The organism is Sorangium sp. So ce836 (assembly GCF_028553905.1).
GTDB lineage: Bacteria > Myxococcota_A > Polyangia > Polyangiales > Polyangiaceae > Sorangium > Sorangium cellulosum_D.
The window spans coordinates 4,142,494-4,164,633 of sequence record NZ_CP102233.1; the positions used below are offsets into that span (position 1 = coordinate 4,142,494).

Annotated in this window: 15 protein-coding genes; 7 read left to right on the forward strand and 8 right to left on the reverse strand. The window is 74.5% G+C overall.

Annotated elements, in window-relative coordinates:
• Positions 1 to 311: 311 nt before the first annotated feature.
• Positions 312 to 1,241 (forward strand): DUF4388 domain-containing protein, encoded by a 930-nt coding sequence (locus tag NQZ70_RS15290; protein WP_129574862.1) that lies wholly within the window; start codon positions 312 to 314, stop codon positions 1,239 to 1,241.
• Positions 1,242 to 1,478: 237 nt separating this feature from the next.
• Here NQZ70_RS15290 and hisD read toward each other — a convergent pair whose 3' ends face one another.
• Entirely contained in the window at positions 1,479 to 2,864 is a 1,386-nt protein-coding gene (gene hisD / locus NQZ70_RS15295) for a histidinol dehydrogenase (protein WP_129574863.1), read from the reverse strand.
• Between the two features lie 198 nt (positions 2,865 to 3,062).
• Here hisD and NQZ70_RS15300 point away from each other — a divergent pair, with 198 nt between their 5' ends.
• Positions 3,063 to 4,055: a hypothetical protein gene (locus NQZ70_RS15300; RefSeq protein WP_129574864.1), complete on the forward strand. Its 993-nt coding sequence runs from the start codon at positions 3,063 to 3,065 to the stop codon at positions 4,053 to 4,055.
• Positions 4,056 to 4,061: 6 nt separating this feature from the next.
• Here the strand turns inward: NQZ70_RS15300 and NQZ70_RS15305 are convergent, their stop codons facing one another.
• Together NQZ70_RS15305 and NQZ70_RS15310 are read right to left on the reverse strand one after the other, a co-directional pair.
• A complete protein-coding gene (locus NQZ70_RS15305; protein ID WP_237245330.1) occupies positions 4,062 to 5,981 on the reverse strand; it encodes a serine/threonine-protein kinase in 1,920 nt (639 codons plus the stop codon).
• A 54-nt stretch (positions 5,982 to 6,035) separates the two neighbouring features.
• Positions 6,036 to 6,527 (reverse strand): SMI1/KNR4 family protein, encoded by a 492-nt coding sequence (locus NQZ70_RS15310; RefSeq protein ID WP_020734930.1) that lies wholly within the window; start codon positions 6,525 to 6,527, stop codon positions 6,036 to 6,038.
• 240 nt (positions 6,528 to 6,767) lie between these two features.
• Here NQZ70_RS15310 and NQZ70_RS15315 point away from each other — a divergent pair, with 240 nt between their 5' ends.
• Positions 6,768 to 7,583: a uracil phosphoribosyltransferase gene (locus NQZ70_RS15315; RefSeq protein ID WP_129574865.1), complete on the forward strand. Its 816-nt coding sequence runs from the start codon at positions 6,768 to 6,770 to the stop codon at positions 7,581 to 7,583.
• 9 nt (positions 7,584 to 7,592) lie between these two features.
• On the opposite strand, the gene NQZ70_RS15320 is transcribed toward NQZ70_RS15315, so the two are convergent.
• Both NQZ70_RS15320 and NQZ70_RS15325 read right to left on the reverse strand, forming a co-directional pair.
• Entirely contained in the window at positions 7,593 to 8,672 is a 1,080-nt protein-coding gene (locus NQZ70_RS15320; protein WP_129574866.1) for a hypothetical protein, read from the reverse strand.
• Between the two features lie 10 nt (positions 8,673 to 8,682).
• A complete protein-coding gene (locus tag NQZ70_RS15325) occupies positions 8,683 to 11,529 on the reverse strand; it encodes a protein kinase domain-containing protein (RefSeq protein ID WP_129574867.1) in 2,847 nt (948 codons plus the stop codon).
• A gap of 141 nt (positions 11,530 to 11,670) precedes the next feature.
• Between NQZ70_RS15325 and NQZ70_RS15330 the strand changes: the two genes are divergently transcribed.
• Entirely contained in the window at positions 11,671 to 13,353 is a 1,683-nt protein-coding gene (locus NQZ70_RS15330) for a hypothetical protein (protein WP_129574868.1), read from the forward strand.
• Positions 13,354 to 13,497: 144 nt separating this feature from the next.
• Here NQZ70_RS15330 and NQZ70_RS15335 read toward each other — a convergent pair whose 3' ends face one another.
• The 3 genes from NQZ70_RS15335 to NQZ70_RS15345 form a co-directional block, all read right to left on the reverse strand.
• Positions 13,498 to 14,700, reverse strand: coding sequence for a CaiB/BaiF CoA-transferase family protein (locus NQZ70_RS15335; protein ID WP_129574869.1), 1,203 nt, complete (start codon positions 14,698 to 14,700; stop codon positions 13,498 to 13,500).
• 183 nt (positions 14,701 to 14,883) lie between these two features.
• Positions 14,884 to 15,228 carry an SCP2 sterol-binding domain-containing protein gene (locus tag NQZ70_RS15340; RefSeq protein WP_129574870.1) on the reverse strand — a complete coding sequence of 115 codons (345 nt, stop codon included), beginning with the start codon at positions 15,226 to 15,228 and terminating at the stop codon, positions 14,884 to 14,886.
• A 193-nt stretch (positions 15,229 to 15,421) separates the two neighbouring features.
• Positions 15,422 to 16,435 carry an IMP dehydrogenase gene (locus NQZ70_RS15345; RefSeq protein ID WP_207217861.1) on the reverse strand — a complete coding sequence of 338 codons (1,014 nt, stop codon included), beginning with the start codon at positions 16,433 to 16,435 and terminating at the stop codon, positions 15,422 to 15,424.
• Between the two features lie 833 nt (positions 16,436 to 17,268).
• Between NQZ70_RS15345 and xseA the strand changes: the two genes are divergently transcribed.
• From xseA to NQZ70_RS15360, 3 genes are read left to right on the forward strand one after another with little or no spacing between them, the layout of a single operon-like run.
• Positions 17,269 to 18,996, forward strand: coding sequence for an exodeoxyribonuclease VII large subunit (gene xseA / locus NQZ70_RS15350; RefSeq protein WP_129574872.1), 1,728 nt, complete (start codon positions 17,269 to 17,271; stop codon positions 18,994 to 18,996).
• Complete coding sequence (locus NQZ70_RS15355) at positions 18,983 to 19,969, forward strand: shikimate dehydrogenase (RefSeq protein ID WP_165373971.1); 987 nt, start codon at positions 18,983 to 18,985, stop codon at positions 19,967 to 19,969. Before xseA ends, NQZ70_RS15355 begins: the two co-directional genes overlap by 14 nt.
• Positions 19,966 to 22,140 (forward strand): amylo-alpha-1,6-glucosidase, encoded by a 2,175-nt coding sequence (locus NQZ70_RS15360; protein ID WP_129574873.1) that lies wholly within the window; start codon positions 19,966 to 19,968, stop codon positions 22,138 to 22,140. Before NQZ70_RS15355 ends, NQZ70_RS15360 begins: the two co-directional genes overlap by 4 nt.

Below are 22,140 nucleotides of genomic sequence, written 5' to 3' on the forward strand. Positions count from 1 at the left end.
CATCGATGAGGCGGCCCGGTTCCCCCCGCCCGGAGGGCCCGGAGCCGGCCGCCCGGTCGGCGCCGATCGGCCTTTTCCCCGCGGATTGGACGCACTTGCGCCGCGCGGAGGGCGGCGTCAGGAAGAGGCTGGGGAGGCGGCCGGGGACGGGAGACGAGGGGCGAGGGCGAGGCGCGGCGCGCTGCGTCAGGACGAACGAGCAAACTCATTTGAAAGAACCGCCCGGATCTCTTGACCACCTTTGCTCGGTGAAACTAGACTTTGCCCCCTGCTGGCGCTCGCGTAGCGCTCGAAGGTTTTTACTCCCTGCGATGGATAACCACGCTCCCAAGGTGTCGGCAACGCGGCAACTGGCGTTGCGCTTCATCTCCGGGAAGTACCAAGGCGGCGAATTTCCCCTCGGGGAGCAGCAGGAGATCGTCGTGGGTCGCTCCAGCGACCTCGACATGGTCCTCGTCGAGGACATGGTCTCCCGGCGCCACGCCCGGATTGCCTGTACCGAACAGCAGATCGTGATCGAGGATCTCGGCTCGACGAACGGTACGTTCGTCAACGGCGAGAAGATCAAGAAGACGACCCTGAAGGAGGGTGACCGGGTGCTCATCGGCACCAGCATCCTCAAGGTCGTCTCCACCGATCCGAGCGCGCCCCCGGCGCGCCGCCGGATGGACGAGCCCTCGCTCAGGAGCGGTCAGACCCGGTCGATGTCCGGGTCGATCGACGAGATCCCGCTCCCCGATCTGCTTCAGCTCTTCGGCACATCGAAGAAGAGCGGAGTCCTCGTCGTCCGTTCCGACGACGACGTCGGCAAGATCTACCTGCGCAAGGGCATCGTGACCTTTGCGACGATCAACGATCTGACCGACGTCCCGCCGCTCAAGAGCGTCTACCGGATCCTCACGTGGGCCGGCGGGACGTTCGACCTGGAGCCGGCCGAGGAGCGGGTCATGACCGGCGAGATCAGCGCGACGGTGCAGGAGCTCCTCATGGAGGGGCTCCGGCAGATCGACGAGCTGAACAACATCCGCCACCAGCTCCCGGACCTGTCGGCGCGCCTGGTCATCCCCCAGCCGCTCAAGCCGCTGCTCCGCGATCTCTCGCCCGTCGATCTGGACGTCCTCCAGGTCGTCTACAACCACGGGCACCTCGCGATGGTCCTCAACAAGAGCCCCGCGACGGATCTGGAGACCGCGCAATCCGTGCTGAAGATGATCAACGCGGGCTACCTCCGCGTCGAGTGAGCCGGGCCCACGCGCGAGCCGCCGCGAGGCCGCGTGACGCGGCTCGAGCACTTGGCGTGCGCCCGCCCTACGCGGGCTGACCGCGGGCCGCCCTACGCGGGCGAGCGCGAGCGCGCGTCTGCGGTCGAGGGGAGCGGGCGGACAGGCGCAGGACGGGGCCCGCGCTCGAAGCGCGCAGGGCCGCGTCCCGGCGCCGCGCCCTCGAGGGCGCGGCGCGCGGGGCGGCGGCGCGGGACGTCAGGACTGCGGCGCGCCGCGCTTCGCTGCCGGATCGGCCGCGGTGCTCGAGAGGCGGAGCGACACGGCGCGGGCGTGCGCCTGCAGGCCCTCCGCCAGCGCCAGCTTCTCGATGATCGGGCCCTGCGCCCGCAGCGCCGCGCCGGAGTACCGGATGAGGCTCGCGCGCGTCACGAAGTCGTAGACGCCGAGCGGCGCCCCGAAGCGGGCCGAGCCCCCGGTCGGGAGCACGTGCGACGGCCCCGCGAGGTAGTCGCCCGCGGCCACCGGGGTGAGGCTGCCGAGGAGCGCGGCGCCGAGCGTGCCGATCTCCGAGAACAGCCCTTCGGCGTCGGCGACATGGAACGCGACGTGCTCGACCGCGAGCTGATCGGCGACCTCGGCGAGGCGAGCGCGCGAGCCGACGACGAGCGCGGCGGCGTGCGTCGAGAGCGACGCCTGCACGATGGCGCGCCGCGTGAGCTCGGGGAGCGCGGCGTCGAGCTCGCGCGCGACCGCCTCCGCCAGCTTGGCCGAGGTCGTCGCGAGGAGCGCGTAAGACGCCTCGTCGTGCTCGGCCTGCGAGAGCAGATCGGCCGCGACGAGCCGCGGATCCGCGGCGTCGTCGGCGAGCACCAGGATCTCGCTCGGCCCCGTGATGCCGTCGATCGACACGTCGCCGAAGACGAGCTTCTTCGCGCAGGCGACGTAGGCGTTGCCGGGCCCCACGATCTTGTCGACCGGCGCGAGCTCCGGGAGCCCGTAGGCCAAGGCCGCGATCGCCTGCGCTCCACCCGAGTCGAGGAGGGTCGTCACGCCGGAGAGGTGCGCCGCCGCGAGCGTGACGTCGTCGGCCGACGGGCTCGCGAGGACGATCTCGGACACGCCGGCGATGCGGGCGGGGATGGCGGACATCAGCACGCTCGACGGATAGCGGGCCTTGCCGCCCGGCGCGTAGACGCCGACCCGGCGCAGGGGGCGCACGCGCATGCCGAGGAGGACGCCCTCGTCCTCGTAGCTGAAGCCGGCTTGCAGCGCGGGGCCGCTCGCCGCCGCCTCGGCGGGCCCGAGGTCGCCCGCGTCGCGCTGCCGCTCGTGGTAGCGCGCGATCCTCGCGGCCGCGGTCTCGAGCGAGGCGCGGACCTCCTGCGGGAGCCGCGCGAGCGCCTCGGCCCCGCCGAAGCCGCCCTCCGCTTCGGGGCCCGCGTGGCGGACGAGCGCCTTCGACGTCCTCCGCTCGAACTTCTCGATGTAGCCGAGGACGGCGGACGTACCCCCGCGGCGCACGTTGTCGATGATCTCGGTCACCGCCGGCGTGACGTTCGCGAGATCGCCCGTGCCGCGGGTGCGCAGGGCAGACAGGGTGGACTCGAACTCAGGCGAACCTTCGATGTAGATGGGCAGCATGGCTTGATGGTGGACCGGCGCGGCGGGATCTCCGCGCGGACGGCGACACCCCGTACCACAGCACCCCGGCCGCCGGTACGTCGGCCGCGCACGGCGGGCCGCGCGCTGCGTCTGCGGCGCGGTGCGCCCGGCGCTGCGCGCGGGGCGCGCGTCGCTCCGCGAGTTTGCCGGCCCGAGCGGATCGAGTAGGGTCGCCCCATGCGGTCCGGCTCGTTCGGCCTCGCCCCCGCCGCGCTCTCGATCGCGCTGCTCGCGCTCGCGCCTCTGGTCCTCGTCGGGTGCCCGGAGAACTCCTGCTTCCTCAAGATCTGCCAGGGCAGCAGCTGCCGCTGCTCGATCTCGTCGTGCAGCGACGGGGCTGGCTTCGACACAAAGCAGAACCGCTGCCGCTGCCTCAAGGGCTACCTCTCGATCGCGGGCCAGTGCCTCACGCCTCAAGCGGCGAACGCCTACTGCGGCGTGGGGCGCCACTACGAGGCCGGCGGGTGCGCCCCCGACCGCTGCCGGCCGGGCGACGAGATCGACCAGAGCACGGGCCTCTGCGTGTCGCGCGAGCAGGTGGCGACGAACGCCGGGGTCGCCATCGGCGCCGGGCAGAAGCTCGGATGCCCGCCCGGCCAGCAGCTCATCGTCGACGGCCCGACCGCCGCGTGCGTCCCGCTCTCGCAGACCTGCGCGCGCGACGAGGTCTGGACCGGCCAGGCCTGCGCCAAGGTGGGGCAGTGCCCGACGGGCGCGATGTGGGATCCCGCGCTCGCCCAGTGCGTCCAGTACGCGCAGGGCTCGGGCGACAGCGGGCTCACGGTCAACGTCGGGCAGTGGGCGTCGGCGAACTACGGCCCGAACGGCGGCATGGGCACGAGCGGCTTCTGCGGATCGTTCGCGAAGAAACCGCACAGCTTCGGGATCGTCGAGGGGGCGTCGGCCTACGTCCGCATCACGGTGATGATGTCCTTCCCGGACAGCGAGATCGCCCGCGGCGTCGTGCAGGCCGTAACGGTGTTCGACGCGAGCGGGAACCCGGTTCCGCCGCGCGGCGCCGCGGAGGTCGACGCGGCGGCGCGTGACGTCTTCGGCACGCTCGTCCTCGGGGGCGGGCGGGCGAGCGCGCCGACGTCGTCCACCACCGTCCGCTGCGCGGTCATCCACGCCGGAAAGCCGCAGCCAGTACCGGCCGTCGGCGGGCTCTGAGCGGGCTCACATCCTCGACAGCGTGCTCACGACGCGCGTGGCGGGGAGGGCGCTGAGGCCGACGCAGCTCACGACCTTGTTGCGTTCGATCACGAAGTTGCTCGTGGTCGGCTCGATCTTCGCGAACTCGACGCTCAGGCGCGCGCCGTCGAAGCTCGCGCGCAGGGGGCGGCCCTCCACGTCGCTGCGGACGTCCTGGCAGGTGCCGCGCGAGCGGGCCGGGTCGAACTGGCGCGACTCGGGCGCGATGAAGCGGAGCCGGTCCTCCACGGCGAACACGCCGCTCTCGCCGGGGATCTCGCGCAGCGAGAAGCGGGCCTCGCCCTCCTCATAGTCCTGCGGGGCGAACTGCTCCGGGCGGCGGACCCGGAACTCGAGCGCCTCGCCGGCCAGCACGGCCTCGAGCTCGCGCCCGTTGCCGACCCACAGGCCCGTCAGGCCGGCGAGCGGCGACGTGTGCGTCGGCTCCACGCCCGCGTCCGGGGCGGCGCTGCTCGCGCTGGCCGCCGGGCGCGGTTGCGCCGAGGCGCCCCTCCGGCGGACGTCGCGCGGCCTGTCGAGCACGCCCAGCGCGAGCAGCGCCGCAGCCCCGCCGAACATCACGAGCGCCCCGGCGCCGATCGCGAGCCACGAGCCGCGCGCGCGCTGCGGCGGGGCCGGCCGGCTCGCCAGCGCCGCGCCGCCCGGCGAGCGCGCCGCGTCGCGGACCTCGTCGACCGTCGTGGCCGCGGGCGGCGGCGGGCGGCTCGACGCGCCGAGCGGCGCCGAGGTCGCGGGCGTCGGAGGGCGGGCGATCACGTCGAGCGCCGCGAGCATCTCCTCGCAGCTGGCGAAGCGATCCGCCCTGTCCTTGGCGCACGCCTTCTGGAGGAACGCGTCGAGCTCCGGAGGGACGTCGCGGCGCACGGCGCTGACCCTGGGGAGCGGCGCCTCCGCGTGCTGCCGCATGATCTCGACGTCGCTCTCGGCGTCGAACGGCACCCGCCCGACCAGCATCTCGTAGAGCACGACGCCGAGCGCGTAGATGTCCACCCGCTTGTCGAGATCGCGGCGCCCGAGGACCTGCTCCGGCGACATGTAATAGAGCGAGCCGATGATCCCCTTGGTCATCCCGCGCCCCGCGAGCGCGTCCGCCTCGGCCTTCGCGATGCCGAAGTCGGTGACCTTCGCGACGCCGTCCTTGCCGCGGAGGAGCACGTTGGCCGGCTTGAGATCGCGGTGGATCACCCCCTCGCGGTGCGCGGCGGCGATGCCGGAGGCGATCTGCCGGAAGATCGAGAGCGCCTCGGGCAGCGGCATCGGCCGGCGCTCGTCGGCGTACCTGGCGAGCGCCTGCTCGAGGCTCTCGCCGTCGATGTACTGCATGACGAGCCAGAGCTCGTCCCGCTCCGCGACCACCGCCTTCAGGTGGACGACGTTCGGATGATCGATCTGCGCGAGCGCGCGGCCCTCGGCGAGCGTCCGCGCGCGCACGTCGGGCCGATGCCCGAGCTCCTGCCGCACCGCCTTCAGGACGACGTGCAGGCCGGTGTGGACGTCCCGGGCGAGGTAGACGACGCCCATGCCGCCCTCGCCGAGCACCCGCTCGACCACGTACTTCTGATCGACGAGCGTCCCCGCCGGCAGGTGGCCCCCCGGCGAGCGCCGCGGGAGCGAGCCCGCCAGCGGCGCGGGGATGACGTGCGGCGCCGCCGCGGGCCCGTTCGCGCCGCCGGCCCCGAAGGCCGGCGCGCTGACCCGGCGCGACGGATCCTCGGGCAGCAGCGCCTCCAGCAGCGGCTTCCCGGGGACGGTCGCCCGCGGGCCGGGCGGAGGAGGGGCCGAAGGGGCAGCGACGGCGTCCCTCGCGGCGATCGGCGCGCCGCACGCCACACAGAACCGCGCAGAGCCCGGGGCCTCTGCGTTGCAAACCGGGCACCTGGCCATGGCGCGGTCAGCTCGACCCGCGGCGGCCGCGCGCGGCGCGCCGCGGGCGCTGCGTCACGTCCAGTGACCCGCGCGGAGGGCCGCGGAGTCGATCGTCTTGATCTTCGGCGCCAGCGCCTCGCGGAAGATGGCCTCGTCGTCGTCGTCGAGGCCGCTCTCGCCGAAGCCGGACGCGACCTCCATCGAGGTCGCGAGGATGCGAAGGAACTGCTGGAAGCTCGACGCGCAGAGCTCCGGCTTGAGCGAGTCGGTCCCCGTCATGCAGGTGAACACGGGACAGTCTCCCTCGGCGTCGAGCTTCGAGATGTCGAGGAAGTAAGGGTCTCCCAGGAGCGCGCTGCGCGCGATGAGGATCCAGCTCTTGCGCCAGCCTGGGAGGGAGCTGTCGCCGCCGTTCGCCTGCTGCTCGGCCGCGAGCTTCTCCGAGGGGATGAGGCGTACGCGCTCGACCGGCGTCACCGTCTCGACGTCGAGCGGGTCGGCCTCCTGCAGGAAAGCGCGGTACCTGGCGGGCACCCGCAGCGTCCTGCGCAGCTCTTCCACCACCGCTGGAGCCGCCTTTCCGAACCTCGCAGGGATGCCTCTTCGGGCAAAGGCATCCTTGAGCGCCGTAACCGACTCGGCAAGGTCGCTATCCACCGAACATCCCTTCCTTTGCAAGTCCACCGGACAGCCCGCTGGGCGGGCGCCCTCATCGCTTCGAAAACCGCTTCGCTCCCGGGGAGAGCACCGGCGCGCACCCGGAGGAATACCCCGCGCCGGGCCAGGTAGTGTAACAGAAAAACGATGGTCGACGTTGCGTACGCTGAGAGCCGATTCCGGCCCCCGGAAATTGCGCACCGATACGGTCCGGGCGTGCACCTCCTCGACGACCCGCTCGCGTGGACTCTGCTGGCCCGCGCCTGCTCCCCGGAGACCGTTCAGCCCGACGTGGGGCGCCTCGTCGGGTTCCTCTACCAGACCCTGGCGCGCGCCGTCCTCGCCGCCGAGCTGGAGCGCACCCGCGTCGACGTCCCGACCCGGATGATCTCGTCCCACCCGGAGGCCGTCTATCGCGGCACCGCGCTGTCCCGCGCGACAAAGGTCGTCACCGTGGGCATCGCGCGCGCCGGGACGATGCCCTCCCAGGTCGTCTACGAGCTCATGAACGAGGTCCTCGACCCGGCGCTGGTGCGGCAGGACCACCTGTTCATGAGCCGGCAGACGAACGAGCTCGGCGAGGTGGTCGGCGCCACCTGGCACGACGCCAAGATCGGGCGCGACGTCGAGGGGCGCCACGTGCTCTTCCCCGATCCGATGGGCGCCACCGGCTCGTCGATGGTCAGCGCCATGACGTACTACAAGACCGCGCTCGAGGGGCGGCCGGCCAAGTGCATCGCCATGCACCTCATCGTGACGCCCGAGTACATCCGCCGCGTCACCGAGGCCCACCCGGACGCCATCATCTACGCGCTCCGGCTCGATCGCGGCCTCTCGCCGGCGCGCGTCCTCAAGACCGAGCCGGGCACGCACTGGGACGAGGAGCGCGGCCTGAACGCCATCCAGTACATCGTCCCGGGCGCCGGCGGCGTCGGTGAGATCCTCAACAACGCCTGGGTGTGAAGCGAGCGGTCAGCGGCCGCGCTTCGAGCGGCGGTTGTGGCCGGCCGCGAGCGCGCGGTAGTCGATGGCCGCGTGCGGCCGGCTCACGGCGGGGCGCAGATCGCTGCAGAGCCGCGTGAGCTCCGCGATCATCGCGCCGAGGTCGCTCGCGCCCGCGGCCCTGCGCTGCGCGAGCTCGCCGTAGGCGGCCTCGAGCGACGCGATGCCCTTGCCCGAGACGTGCCCGCGGCGGGACAGGTCGACGTAGCTCCGCGCGAGCGCGACGCTGTCGAAGTTGTGCGCGACGACCAGGTCCTGCGCGACGCGGAGCACGGCGTGCGCGGCGATCCGGCCGTCCTCGTGGAGCACGAAGGCCGCCTGCAGGTAGTTGTAGAAGGGGACGACCCGGTCGCCGAAGATCCGGAAATCCGAGGGAGATGACTGCCGATCGAGGTGGATCAGGATGCGCTCGACGACGGGGCCCTTCTCGACGTAGCTCGCGAACCGGATCGCGTCGAGGATGGTGTCGTCGTAGGCGTGGCCGAGCCGCATCACCTCGCCGAGCTCCAGCGGGGTGACCCGCCCCTCGCAGACGTCGGCGTACAGCGAGTAGACGAACGCGTCGGCCTCGGCGTCGTCGCCGAGGAGCACCTCGCGGATCAGCGCGCCGCTCGGGTCGCGCTGGCTCGGGAGCTCGCAGCGCCGCTGGAGCAGCGCGGGCAGCTTGTAGCCGAGCTGGCCGCGCAGGGCGCGGAAGCGCAGCCGCAGGATGTTCTGCAGGTTGGGCTTCAGCGTGAGCGACGCCCAGCGCGCGCCGTCGAGCCGCAGCTTCTGCTCGATGCGGGAGCGGAGCTGCTCCGGGCTGCCCGAGAGGATGTGCGTCTCGACGCCCGCGCGGCCGAGCTCGCGCAGGAGCGACCCGGCGCCCGGCACGGTGCGCTTCTGATCGGGCCGCTCGATCGCGGTCCGCACGAGATCGCGCAGCGTGTCGAAGTCCGTCCGGAGGTAGGTCTTGTCGAGGTCCCACCGCGCGATGAACGGCGCGCGCCCCGCAGGCGCCGCTGCGTTCGCCGGAGTTCGGGGCCCTTGCGTTCGCTCCTCGCCGCTCACCGTCTCTCGCTCAGCGCGCCATCCACTCGCGCCGCATCTTGTCGAGCGACTGCACCACGTCGCTGTCGGCGCCCTGCCGGGCGAGGTCCATCGCCTCGCGGAGGTACATCGACGCCTCGCTGGTGCGCTCGCGCTGGTGCGCCACGTGCGCGAGCGCGCCCAGGACGAGCGCGCGGTCGGGGCCGCCGGGGCCGGCGAGGTCGAGCGCCTCGCGCAGCACGCCGTCGGCGTCGGTGAGATCGCCGGCGCGGGCGAGCGCCTCGCCCAGCTTGCGGCTGAAGATGAGGACGGCGCGCACCGGATCGTCGAGCTCGCCCCGGAAGATCTCGCGCCGCGCCAGGTCGAGGCCGCGGCGCAGCGCGAGCACGCTGCCGGCCGTGTCCCCGCGCGCGGCCGACCGATCCGCCGCCTGCTCGAGCAGCATCAGCGCGACGAACGCGTTCTGCGCGTGGTAGGCGTGGATCGCCTGCACCTCGAGCGGCAGCGCGAGCGGATCGCCCGCGCTGTCGAACGTCGCCTTGGCGTGCAGATCGCGCCGGACGCCGGCCGGGATCGTCGCGAGCGTCACGTCGCGGAGCAGCGGGTGCGCGGTGCGGATGCCGCTCGAGTGCTCCTCGATCATGCCCGCCGCCGCGAGCTTGTTGAGCAGCTCGTCGAAGGCGCGGATGTCCGGCAAGAGGCGCTGCAGCGTGGCCCGGTCCGCCGCGTCCCCGATGACGGCGAGCGCCTGCAGCGTGCGGCGCGCGTCCTGCGGCAGCCGCTCGATGCGCGCGGCGACGAGGTCGGCCATGCGCGCGGGCGGATCGCTGCCGCCCTCGAGGGTGTAGCGGACCAGCTGGTCGATGTAGAGCGGCGGCACCGTCGCGGCGTCGCCGCCGAGGCCGGCCGGGGTCGCCGCGCTCGGCGGCAGGCCCAGCGCGACGTGATCGGCGGTGGCGCCGTCCGAAGGATCGCGCCGCGGCGACGGCCGCGCTCCGCCCGTGCTCTGCGGCGTCTTGCGGGCGGCGCGGTGATCGAGGCTCACGCTGCTCCGGAGGAGCGAGAGCGCGATGTCCTTCGGCAGGCCGCCGAGCGCGCGCACGGCCCCGCCCCACCCCGGCTCGAAGCCGGGCGTGTGGCTCGCGACGATGAGCAGCGCCGCGAGCGGCGGCTCCGCGATCACGTCGGCGAACGCGTTCCGGCTCGCGCCGTCGACGGCGTGCAGGTCGTCGATCGCGAGCAGGACGCGGTGCGGGAAGGCGGACTGCTGCGCGCGCGAGAGCGCCCAGCGCAGCGCCTCCGCGGCGATGAAGCGCCGATCGTCGGGCGACAGGCCGCCCGCGGCCGGCTTGTTCCAGGCGTGCCTGCGCACGTCGGCCGCGCGGTCGCCCTTGCCGAAGATCTCGAGCAGCCCGCGCCGCGCCTCCGGCGTCGCGCCGCTCCAGTTCGACGCGTTGCCGCCGTCGTGCGGGAGCTCGGCGAGCCCGGCGATCGCCCAGCGGAGCGCGTAGTAGCCGACCTCGGCGCCCCACGGGTCCGGGCCGGTCTGGATCACGATGTCGCCCCGGCTCGCGGCGACGTCGAGGAACTCGCGGAGGAGCCGGGTCTTGCCGACGCCGTGCTCGCCGACGATGCGCGCGGCGACGACCGAGCCCTCGACGTCGGCGAGGCAGACGTCGAGCCACGCGAGATCCTCCTCGCGCGCCGCGAACGGCAGCGGGAGCGGGGGCGCCGCCGACGAGCGATCGCGCCGCGCGGCCTGGGGCGCGGCGCGCGGCGCCGGAGCGGGCGCGTGCGCCTGCGCCTGCGCGATCCTGGCGCCGCACTCGCCGCAGAACTTCTGGCCCCGCGGCACGATGGCGCGGCACGAGGCGCAGATGACCGTCGCCTCGGCGAACGAGAAGCGGCCGGAGGGCGTGTCGAACGTCCCGACCGCCGCGCGCAGCGCCGCCGAGAACTCGTCGGCGGTCTGGTAGCGCCGCGCGGCCTCCTTCTCGAGCGCGCGCAGGGTGACCTCGACGAGCGGCTCGGGGATCTCGCGCTCCGGCGCGACCAGGGCGGGGTCGGGCGGCGGCAAGGAGAGGTGCATCAGCACGACCTGCGTCGGCGACTCGGCCTCGAAGGGGAGCCGGCCGGTGAGCAGCTGGAACAGGATGACGCCGCACGCGTAGAGGTCGCTCCGGGCGTCGATCGGATCGCCGCGCCCCTGCTCGGGGGCCATGTAGTCCGGGGTCCCGCAGACGATGCCGGGGCTCGTGATGTTCGTCGTCGCGACCTCCGCCTTCATCTTCGCGAGGCCGAAGTCGACGACCTTCACGAAGTCGCCGCCCGAGCGCATCGGCTCGAGCACGATGTTCTCGGGCTTGAGATCGCGGTGGATGATGCCGAGGTGGTGCGCCTCGGCGAGCGCCGCGAGCACCTGGCAGAGGATGTCGACGATGCGGCGGAAGGGGAGCGGGCCGTCCTCGTAGACGACGCGGGCGAGGTCGCGCCCGCGCAGGAACTCCATCACGAGGTAGAGCTGCCCGCCGTTCTTACCGAAGTCGATGACCCCGACCGAGTTCGGGTGGTTGAGGCGGCTCGCGGCGCGCGCCTCGGTGATGAACCGGACCGACGCGCTCTCGTCCCCGAGGAGGTGGGGGTGGATAATCTTGACGGCGACGGTGCGCCCCAGGGCCTTCTGCTCGGCCCTGTACACGCGGCCCATGCCGCCCACGCCGACGAGCTCCAGGATCACGTAGTTGCCCGGGAGCGTCGTGCCGATCAGCGGGTCGTCGGAGGTCCGGTTGAACTCCGAGATGGGGAAACCGCACACCGGGCAGAATTTGTGCGCCTGCTCGCACGGATTCGCGCATTGCGGGCAGACCACTGTGGACACGCGCGGGACCTTACCACGTTCGGGATAGCGATTGGAGTCGAGGTCTCCCTGGGCCCCCGGGGCCTCGCCCGGAGGGGGGCGGGGGGGCTCGTCCTGCCGTCTGTTAGGTCCTGGATCCCACTTGGGGTAACCTCGGGCGCGATGGTTACGCCTCGCCTACGTCTCGGTCAGCTCCTGGTCGACGCGCGGATGATCACCCAGGACGCCCTCGAGAGGACCCTGGAGCTGCAGCGCACGGACGGCCGGCGGTTGGGGACGCTCCTCGTCGAGCAAGGTCTCATCAACGAAACCCAGCTGACGCAGATCCTATCGCACCAGCTCGCTGTTCCCTGGGTGTCGCTGCTGCACATCGAGTTCTCGCGGCAGCTGCTCAACCTCGTCCCGCACGACGTGGCCGAGCGTTACTGCCTCGTCCCGATCTACGTGCGCCACGTCCGCAACCAGGGCGAGACGCTCTACGTCGCGATGGACGATCCGACGAACGAGGACGGCATGAAGGAGTGCATGGCGTTCTCGGGCCTGCCCGTGCGCGCGATGATCGCTCCGCCGAGCGACATCCGGAACGCGATCCGGGTCTATTACGGGGCGCGCGCTCGCTCCGCGCCGCCGCCGGCGCCCGCGCAGCGGGCCCAGGCGAACGAGCCGCCGTCGCGGGCGCGCCCGGTCGATCCGCCGCCGTCCTCCGAGCTCGGCGCGCCGGAGACCGCCAGGCACTCGGAGGAGGTCTCGTCGACGCCGGAGCCCTTGCTGCTGACGAGGCCCGCGCTCCGCTCCGGGGCGCGGCTGGTCGACGACGCGGTGCCGGCGATCGAGACCTCCGAGGTCGACGCCAGCGACATGGGCGCCATCGACGACGAGCTCGCCTGGGAGCCGCCTCGCCCCGCGGCGCGGCCGGCGGAGCGGGAGGCCCGCGGGCGGCCGGAGGAGCGGCAGATCCGCGGCCGTCCTGACGAGCAGCGCTCGCGGCCGACGCTGAAGGTCGCGCCGTCGCCCGAGCTGCTCGCGGCGGCGCAGGCCGCGCAATCCGCGCAATCCGCGCAGCCGGCGCAGGCCGCGCCGTCGGAGCGCCGGAAGACGCTGCGCCCGAGCTCGGCGCCGGGGCCGCTGACGCCACCCGCCAGCGAGGCCGCGCCGAGCACGGAGGCGCCGCCCACGTCGAGCACGCCGGCCGCCGCGCTCCTCGGCGCCGTGCTCGGGCGCGCCAGCGCCGCGCGCACCGCCGCGGAGACCGCCGCCGCGCGCAGCGCCCCGGAGAGCGCCGCGCGCGCCGCCGCGGAGAGCGCCGCGCGCGCCGCCGCGGAGAGCGCCGCGCGCACCGCCGCGGAGAGCGCCGCGCGCACCGCCGCGGAGAGCGCCGCGCGCACCGCCGCGGAGAGCGCCGCGCGCACCGCCGCGGAGAGCGCCGCGCGCACCGCCGCGGAGAGCGCCCCGGACCACGGCGACGAGCCCCCGAGCGAGCGCGAGGTGCGCAACATCCCCGCGCCGCAGGGCCGCGGTCGCCGGCGGATGGTGTCGCTCACGCTCCTCGACGGGACGACGATCACGCTCCCCGCGCGTGGGACCAAGGCCCAGCAGCGGCAGCCAGCCCCGGCGCGGGCGGCGGCCCAGTCCGAGCCGCCGCCCGCGCCCGCCGCGGACGATCCGGGCCTCACCGCGCGCGATCTCGTCTCCGCGCTCCGCGCCGTCTCGCACGGCGCCGACGCGAGCGAGATCCTCGGCAACAACGTGCGCTGGGAGGCGATGTTCGCCGCGCTCCTGTCGCTGCTGCTGAAGAAGCACCTCATCGCCGACTGGGAGTTCGTGGACGAGCTGAAGAAGATCTGACGCGAGGGAGGCGCGCCGGGCCTCGGCTGCGGGCGCGCGGCGCGCGCTTCCGCTTTCGGCGCGCGCCGCGCGATCTTCGCCGCGCGCCGTGCCTTCACCGAGCCGCGCGCCGCGATCTTCACCGCGCCCCGAGCGGCGCGATCCTCAGCCCGCCTCGCGCGCTGCGCCGGCGCGGATCAGCGCGTCGATCTCCCCGTCCGAGAAGCCCGCGTCGCGCAGCACGGCGCGCGTGTGCTCCCCGGCGCGAGGCGCCGGCGCGAACGCGGCGCCCGCCGGCGTGACGGGCGTCCTGAGCTGGGGGACAGGGCCGCGCGGCGAGGCGATCTCGAACAGGAGATCGCGCGACGCGAGGTGGGGATCGGACGGGGCGCGCCGCGGATCGAGCACCGGCTCGAGGCAGCAGTCGCGCTCGGCGGCGAGCGCCTCCCACTCCGCGCGCGTCCGCTGCCGGAAGACCGCGGCGAGCTCGCGCTTGAGCCCATCCTGGTGCGGTCCGGGGACGAGCGCGCTCGGATCGGGCTCGATCCCTGCGCCCTCGCAGAACGCGCGCCAGAACTTCGGCTCCAGCGCGGCGAGCGCCATCGCGTGACCGTCCTTGGAGAGGTAGGTGTTGTACGGCGCGAGCCCCCCGGTGAGCGGCTCGTCGCCCGCTGCGCGCGCGCTCTCCGCGGCGTCCTGCCCGCGGAGCGCCGGGTCGCCGCCCGCGAGCGCCGCGGCGAGCGTGGGGAGGGCGAAGCCGAGCGCGCCGTCGGTCATGGCGATGTCCAGCACCGCGCCCCGCCCGGTCCGGTCGCGCTCGCGCAGCGCCGCGAGGATGGCGATCGCGCACCACATCCCGCCGCTCACGTCGGCGACCTGGAAGCCCGGCACCTGCGGCGGGCCGTCGGCGGGCCCCTGGGCGCCGAGGACGCCCGCCCGCGCGACGTAGTTCAGATCGTGCCCCGCGCGCGCCGACAGGCTGCCGGTCTGGCCGTAGCCGGTCAGCGCGCAGACGATGAGCCGCGGGTTGTCCGCGCGGAGCGCCGCGTGGCCGAGCCCGAGCCGATCGAGCACGCCCGGGCGGAACTGATCGAAGAGCACGTCGTACGTCGCGGCGAGCCGGCGGAAGGCGTCGCGCCCCTCGGGCCTCTTCAGATCGAGCAGGGCGCTGCGCTTGCCGCGGTTCAAGAGCTGGAACGCCGCGGATTCACCGGCGATCTGCGGGGGGAGCTGCCGCAGGAGGTCGCCGCCGGCGACGTCCTCGATCTTGTCCACCGTCGCGCCGAGATCCGCCAGCACCAGGGTCGCGAAGGGGCCCGGCAGGAGCCTCGAGAGATCGAGGATGCGCGTATCGGTGAGCGGGCGCATGGAGGCCTCCCTGTCGTGGCGCGAGAGGGGTCGAGGATCGAGGAGGAAGAGAAGGGACGCCGTCGCACCCGCGCGCGGCGTTGAAGCGGGCTCCGAGAGATCGGGGAGGTGATCGCAGGGGGCTGCGATCCAAGAGAGGCTCGTCGCCGGCGCCGGGGAGTCGGGGCGCCGGAGGCGCCGGGATCAGCCGGCGCTGAGCTGGAAGAGCTTCGGGAGCTTCATCGCGAGCATCTGGTTGCCCGCGACCTTCAGCTTGCCCGCGAAGTAGAGCTGCATCGAGTTGGCCTGCGGGTTCTCGTACAGCTTCTGGAAGTCCTCGCTGGTGAGCGAGATCGTGACGTCCGCGCCGCCCGGGTTGCCCGAGGCGAGCTTCGGCCCGGTGTCGGACAGGTCGATCAGCCACTCGCCGCCGCCCTCGCCCGTCACGTTGATCTGGTACTTCCCGCCGATCTGCTTGGCCGTGTCGGAATGCTTCGACAGGGCAGCAGGGAGCTCTTCGTTGAACAGTCTCTGGATATCGACGGCCATGGATCGCCTCCGGATCTCGTAGGGGACGTGGTGACTTGAACGCCTGGGTACCGTGCGCGGTTTACCCGTGCTCGCACGCGCGCGTCAAGCGAAGGCCGACGCTCTGGCGCGCTCGCATCGGGACGTTGGGACACGGCACGCACGCCGTGCCCATCGCGCCGTACGCGCCGTCAGGGCGCGCCTGGCGCCGCTCTCATGCGCGCGCGCGGTACGTCTGCGCGGCGGGCCGGGGCGCTTTGTCCAGCGCGGAGCGGATCGGGACCATCAGCAGGCGATCGATGGCGACGCGCTGCTCGGCGGGCGGCGGGCTCTCCGGGGTGCCCTGCATCAGCCGGAGATCGCGGAGCGCGCCGCGATCGAGCGGGCCGACCGACGCGCCCAGACCGTCGAGCGCCGGCGTCATCGCAGGGAGCAGGCAGACGAGGAAGAGCTCGCTCGTGCCCTGGCGCACCCACGTCCCCTGGTACACCGCGACCGCCTGGCCGAGCGCCTCCTGGAAGACGAACGCGCGCCACTCGAGCGGCGCGGTCAGATCGAAGACGCGGCCGCCGGCGCGGAGCTCCCGGCTGTCGAGGCTGAGCGCCGCGCCCCGCGCGTCGGTCAGGAGGAAGCGATCGAGGCACCCGGGCGAGCGCTGCGTGAGCTCCTCGAGCAGCGCGGCGAGCACCGCGGGGCCGAGCGAGATCGGCTCGCCGTCCGGGCCGATCGCCTCGAGCCCGACCTCGTCGGAGCCCACGACGGACGCGCGGTCGAGCAGCGCGGCGAAGGCGCGGCGCGCGGGGCCGTCGAAGCTGGCCCCGACGGAGGACATCCCGGCGCTGGAGGTGAGCAGGGCGACGATGCGATCGCGGCGCGGCGTCGCGAGGAGCGTCACGCCGAACCGCTCGCGGGTCGTGAGCAGCACGTGCTCCCCGGCGCTGCCCTTGCCCCGGAGGAGCAGCCGATCGCCGTCGAGGCTCAGCCCGCGACGGCTCGCCTGCGCCGCCGGCAGGAGGTGCCGCCGCCCCCGCGCGAGCAGCGCCCCCGCCGCCGCGACGAGCGCGACCGGCAAGAGCACACGGACCGTCACGCTGCGCGCGGTCGCGACCAGCACGAGCGCGGCCACGAGGAGCGGGATCGACCAGAGCCGTCGAGCGCCTGCTCCCCGCGCCGGCGAGAGGTCGGGAGCGGTGGCGTCGAACCACCGCGTCTCGGGGGGAGGCGTCACGGCCTCGTCGCTCGCCGGCTGGCCGGCGAGCGGAGCGGCCGGCCAGCCTGTCGCAGGCGGAGGCTCTTGCGCGCGGGCCTCGATCGGTGGGAGCGTGGCGACGGACCCAAGAGGGTCCTTCTGGCCCTTCGCCTCGCGTCCCATCGCACCTCCACCCCAGCCGAAAGTTCGGCGTAGGATAGCATCGAGCGGGGCCGGAGCGAGAGAGACTTTGGGGCGACGCGCCGCGTAGGCGGCGCGTTGGCCGGAGCCACCACCTCGGGGCGGCGCGGGAAAGCGCTGCAGGCTGCGCTCCGGTCGCAGGGCCCCGGCGCCGCCTGACGGCCCGGAGGCATCGCAGGGCTCCCGCGCAGGCTTCGCCTGAACGTGATGGACGACCCGCCGCGAGCGTCGCGGTGAAGCCGGATCGACGGCCGCTTGACGAGCAGGCGGCGGCTCGGCCTGCAGCCCCGACGGCGAGCGCGGCGACGTGCGAGGCCTCGTCCTCACGGTACCGCGGTGGTCGCCGCGGCGCTTCGCCGCGGCGCTTCGCCGCGGTCGCCGCAGCGCTCCGCGGGGGCTCGCCGGCGGAGCCCGTGTCGTCGGCGACCGGCCTGGAACTCGGGGTGCGAGAGGAGATCCCGTCAAAGGAGAGGCTCGCCCGGATGCCCGCGACGGCGTGCTCGGCAGCAGCCGGCCGTGGGCGCGCGATGACGCCGCGCGATCCAGGCGCCGGTCGTCCACTCGGCGATGGGGTGCTCCACCTGGAGCCGCGCGTTCTTCGTCGCGGCCCGACACGGGATCAGGCCCGCGAGAGTCTTTCCCCAGGCCGAGCAAAAGGGTAGGTCTGCCCTGTGCAGCGCCGCGATATCCCGCCCGAGCTCTCGTTTGCGGCCCCTCCCGCCGCCGAGCCTCGCGAGCTCACGAGCCCGCCGCCCTCGCGCCGGCAGAGGGGCGCCGAGCCGGAGGTGGTCTCGGTCGCGGAGCTGGATCGCCGGCTGAAGCGGATCCTCGAGGGCTCGACGGCCGACGTGCGCGTCGAGGGCGAGATCTCGGGCCTGCGCGTCGTGGGCAGCGGCCACGCCTACTTCACGCTCAAGGACGAGAGCGAGGAGGCGGCGATCGACTGCGTGATGTACCGGACCGCCGCGCCGCGCGCGCGCAAGCTGCTCGCCGACGGCGCCCGCGTCGTGCTCACCGGCCGCGCCACGGTCTACGTGCCGCGCGGCCGGCTCCAGTTCTGCGCAGACGACGCGCGCCTCGCCGGCCGCGGCGCGCTCCTCGAGGCGCTCTTCCGCCTCAAGGAGAAGCTCGCCGCCGAGGGGCTCTTCGCGCCGGAGCGCAAGCGCAAGCTGCCGGTCGATCCGCAGATCATCGGGGTCGTCACGAGCGGCGACGGGGCGGCGATCCACGACATCGTGACCGTCGCGTTCCGCCGCGGCGCCGCCCGGCTGATCCTCGCGCGCACGCCGGTGCAGGGCGCCGGCGCGGGGCAGCGGATCGTCCGCGCGATCGCGCTGCTCGAGGAGTTCCCCGGCATCGAGGTGATCATCGTGGGGCGCGGGGGCGGCTCCGCCGACGACCTCAGCGCGTTCAACGAGGAGATCGTCGTCCGGAAGGTGGCGGCCGCGCGCGTGCCGATCGTGAGCGCGGTCGGGCACGAGATCGACGTCGCGCTGACCGACCTCGCGGCCGACGCGCGCGCCGCGACCCCGTCGCAGGCGGCGGAGATGCTCGTCGCGGACGCGGCCGCGCGCCGCGCGGCGCTGGAGCACCTCGAGGCCCGCATGCGCCGCGCGATCGCCCACCGGCTCAGGGCCGCGCGGGCCGACGTCGACCGGCAGCGCGCCCGGCTCGGCTCGCCCGCGCAGATCCTGGCCGAGCCGCAGCAGCGGATCGACGACGCCGTCGCGAGGCTCCGGCGCCGGATGGAGCGGATCGTCGTGGAGGACCGCGCCGGGCTCCAGCGCCTCGAGCGCAGGCTCGCCGCGCGCCACCCGCGCGCGGTGCTCGCCGGCGCGCGCGGCGCGCTCAGGCCGCTGTCGGTGCGCCTCGCCGCCGCCGCGCGCCGCCACGTCGCCCTGCTCCGGGAGGGCTTCGCGAGCGACGTCGCCCGGCTCGAGGCGATGTCGCCGCTCCGCGTGCTCGCGCGCGGCTACGCCATCGCGACCGACCCGTCGGGCCGCGCGGTCCGCGATCACCGCGAGGTCGCGCCGGGCGACCCCATCACGGTGCGCGTCCACCACGGCGCGCTGCTCGCGCGGGTCGTGGCCACCGCGGGGCCGGACGAGCCGCTCGTCGAGCGCGGCGCGCCCGCGGCGCCCGCGGCGCCCGCGCCGGCCGAGGCGGCGGCGCCCGCCCCGCCCGCGCGCCAGAGCGGCGGGCCGCGCGCCCCGGCGGCCGGCCGCGCGACGAGGCGCAGGGCGCAGCCCGGCGCGCCCGCGTGCGAGCAGCTCGGGCTCGGCTTCGCGGCCGACGAGCGCGCCCCGGCCTTCGGTCGCGCGGGCGCCTCGGGCCAGGTCTCGGCGGGGCAGGGCGGAGCGGAGGCCGGCCCGGAGGAGAGGCGTCATGTCGAACCCTGAGCGGCGAATGTTCGGTCTGGTCGGGCACCCGGTGGGCCACTCGGTCTCGCCGGCCATGCACTCGGCCGCGTTTCGGGCCCACCAGCTGCCCCACATCTACAGCGCGTTCGACGTGCCCACCGGCGCGGAGCTCGCGCGCTTCGTCAGCGACATCCGGAGCGGCCTCATCGCGGGCGCGAACGTCACCATCCCGCACAAGCGCGCGATCATGTCGATGGTCGACGACGTGGACTCGAGCGCGGTCGACGTCGGCGTCGCGAACGTCCTCTGCGCGGCCGAGCCGCGGCGCGTGACCGCGCACAACACCGACGTGATCGCGCTCCGCGACGAGCTCGACCTGCTCCTGCGATCCGCCCCGCCCCAGGGCGACGATCCGGCGGGGCGGGGCGGCGCGCCCTCGAGCCCGCGCCAGCGCGCGCTGATCATCGGGGCGGGCGGCGCGGCGTTCGCGGCGATCGCCGCCTGCAAGATGCTCGGCTACCACCTCATCAGCGTGACCACCCGGTCATGGACGAGCACCGAGGCGATGCTGGAGTCGCCCGCGGGGCAGCGCGCGTCCGAGCTCGGCGCGCTCACGGCGCCCTGGCCGATCCCGACCGAGCGGTCGATCAGCAGCAAGTCCTCGGTGGCGCTGCGGCTCAACTGGAGCGAGTTCGCCGTCGCCGCCGACCTGATCATCCAGGCCACGAGCGCCGGCATGCTCGGGGGGCCGTCGGGCGAGGAGGTCACCCGCATCATCCCGTGGGACTCGCTCTCGCCGAGCGCCTGCCTCTACGACGTGGTCTACAACCCGCCGGTGACGCCGTTCCTCCGCATGGCGCGCGAGCGAGGGCTCCGCGCGTCCGACGGGCTCGGCATGCTGGTCGGCCAGGCGGCGCAGTCCTTCACGCTCTGGACCGGCCTCCCGGCGCCGGTCGAGGTGATGCGCGCCGCCGCCGAGGACTCGCTCAGGAAGGCCACCGGCGGTCGATGAGCTCTGACGGATCCCGGAGGTACGCTCCGCCTCACGAAGCCTTCTCGCCCGCGCCCGCGGCGTCGCGCGCCCAGGGCGCCGCGCTGGAGCACGCGTCGCCCTGGCCCCACGTCGAGGTGCGCGGCCAGCTCTCGATCGCGCGCAAGGAGTGGCTGCACACGAACGGCGCGGGCGCCTACGCGAGCTCGACGATCGCCGGCATGCACACGCGCCGCTACCACGGGCTGCTCGTCGCGGCGCTCGACCCGCCGCGGCGCCGGCACGTGATGCTCTCGCACGTCGACGCCAGCGTCCGCCCGATCCGGCAGCAGGGCGCGCCGACCGAGCGCCGGGCGGCGTGGCCGCGGTGGGACCTCTCCAAGCACCAGTTCCCGGGCATCGACCCGGAGAACGGCTCGTTCTACCTCGAGCGCTTCGATCAGGATCCGCTCCCGCGCTGGGCGTACGCCCTCCCGGGCGGCGAGCTCGAGGTGACGCTCGGCCTCGTGCGCGGCGAGAACGCCGCCGTCCTGCGCTACGCCTGGAGCGGGGCGGATCCGGTGATGCTGACGCTGCGCCCGCTCCTCGCCGCGCGCCACATGCACCAGCTGCTCCGCGAGAACGGCGGCATCTCCCAGAAGGTCGAGCTGCGCGCCGGCGCCGCGCGCGCCGACGCCGGCTCGGGGCGACCGAGCCCCTCGATCGGCGAGGTCCGGGTGCAGCCGAACCGCGCGCTGCCGCGGATCTGCTTCCGCTACCAGGGCACGTTCGTCGGCTCGCAGGACTGGTGGCGCCGCTTCGAGTACCTCGGCGAGCAGGATCGCGGCCTCGACTTCCTCGAGGATCTCTGGACGCCGGGCCACTTCGAGACGGTGATCGGCCCCGAGCCCGTCCACCTGCTCGTGGCGGTGGGCGCGCTCCCCGAGGACGAGCCGGAGAACCTGCTCGCCGCGGCGAGCGCGGCGATCCGCGCCGAGGACCCGGGGCCCCGGCGGCCGCTCCTGGAGCGGCGGCTCTGCATCGCGGCCGAGGCGTTCCGCGCCGACGCGGCCGCGAGGCCCAGCGTCATCGCGGGCTACCCGTGGTTCGAGGTGTGGGGCCGCGACGCGCTCATCTCGCTGCCCGGCCTCTACCTCGTGCCGCGCAAGACCGAGGGGGCGATCCGCGTCCTCCGCGCCATCATCGACTCCATGCAGGACGGCCTCGTGCCGAACCGGCTCCCCGACGCGGGCGAGCCCCCGGATTTCCACGCGGCGGACGCCACCCTCTGGCTTTTCGAGGTCGCCCGCCTGCTCGCCGACGCGATCGGCGACGCGCACCCGTTCGTCACGGGCGAGCTGCTCGGCGCGCTCCGCGACGCCTTCGAGGCCGCCCTGCGCGGGACCCGCAACGGCATCCACATCACGGCCGACGGCCTCTTCGCCGCGGGCCGCCGCGGCGAGGGCGCGATCGACGGGCTCACGTGGATGGACGCGCGCATCGCGGGCCGCGCGGTCACCCCGCGCGCGGGCTGCCCGGTCGAGCTCACGGCGCTGTGGGCGAAGGGCTCGGAGACGCTCGCGCGCCTCGCGCGGGCCGCCGGCGACGATCGCCTCGCGGAGCGCGCGGAGGCGGCCGCGAGCGCGGCGCGCCGGGGCTTCGCCGCCCGCTTCTGGTGCAAGGAGACCAGCTACCCGTACGACGTCGTCTCGGAGAACGCGGACGGGGAGGGCGCGTTCCGCGACGCGTCGATCCGCGCCAACGCGGTGATCGCCGTGGCCGTGGATCCCGCCTGCTTCACGCCGGAGCAGGCCGCGGCGCTGCTCGAGCGGGCCCGCCTGGAGCTCGTGACCCCCGCCGGCGTGCGGACGCTCTCGCCCGCCGATCCGGCCTACGCGCCCCGGTACCAGGGCGGCCCCGAGGCGAGGGACGGCGCCTATCACCAGGGCACGGTCTGGCCGTTCTTGCTCGGGTTCTACGCGCGCGCCGCCCGGCACTCCTCCGCGCTCGGGGAGCACGTCCTCCCGCTGCTCCACAGGCTCGTGGCGTCCGCCGCCGCGAACGAGATCGCGCTCGGGCAGGTGCCCGAGGTCGCGTCCGGGGAGGCGCCGCACCACCCCGGCGGCTGCTTCGCTCAAGCGTTCAGCGTGGCGGAGCTCCTGCGCGTGATCGCCTGGGACCTGCCCGTTCAGGACGGGGGCGCGCCGCGCTGA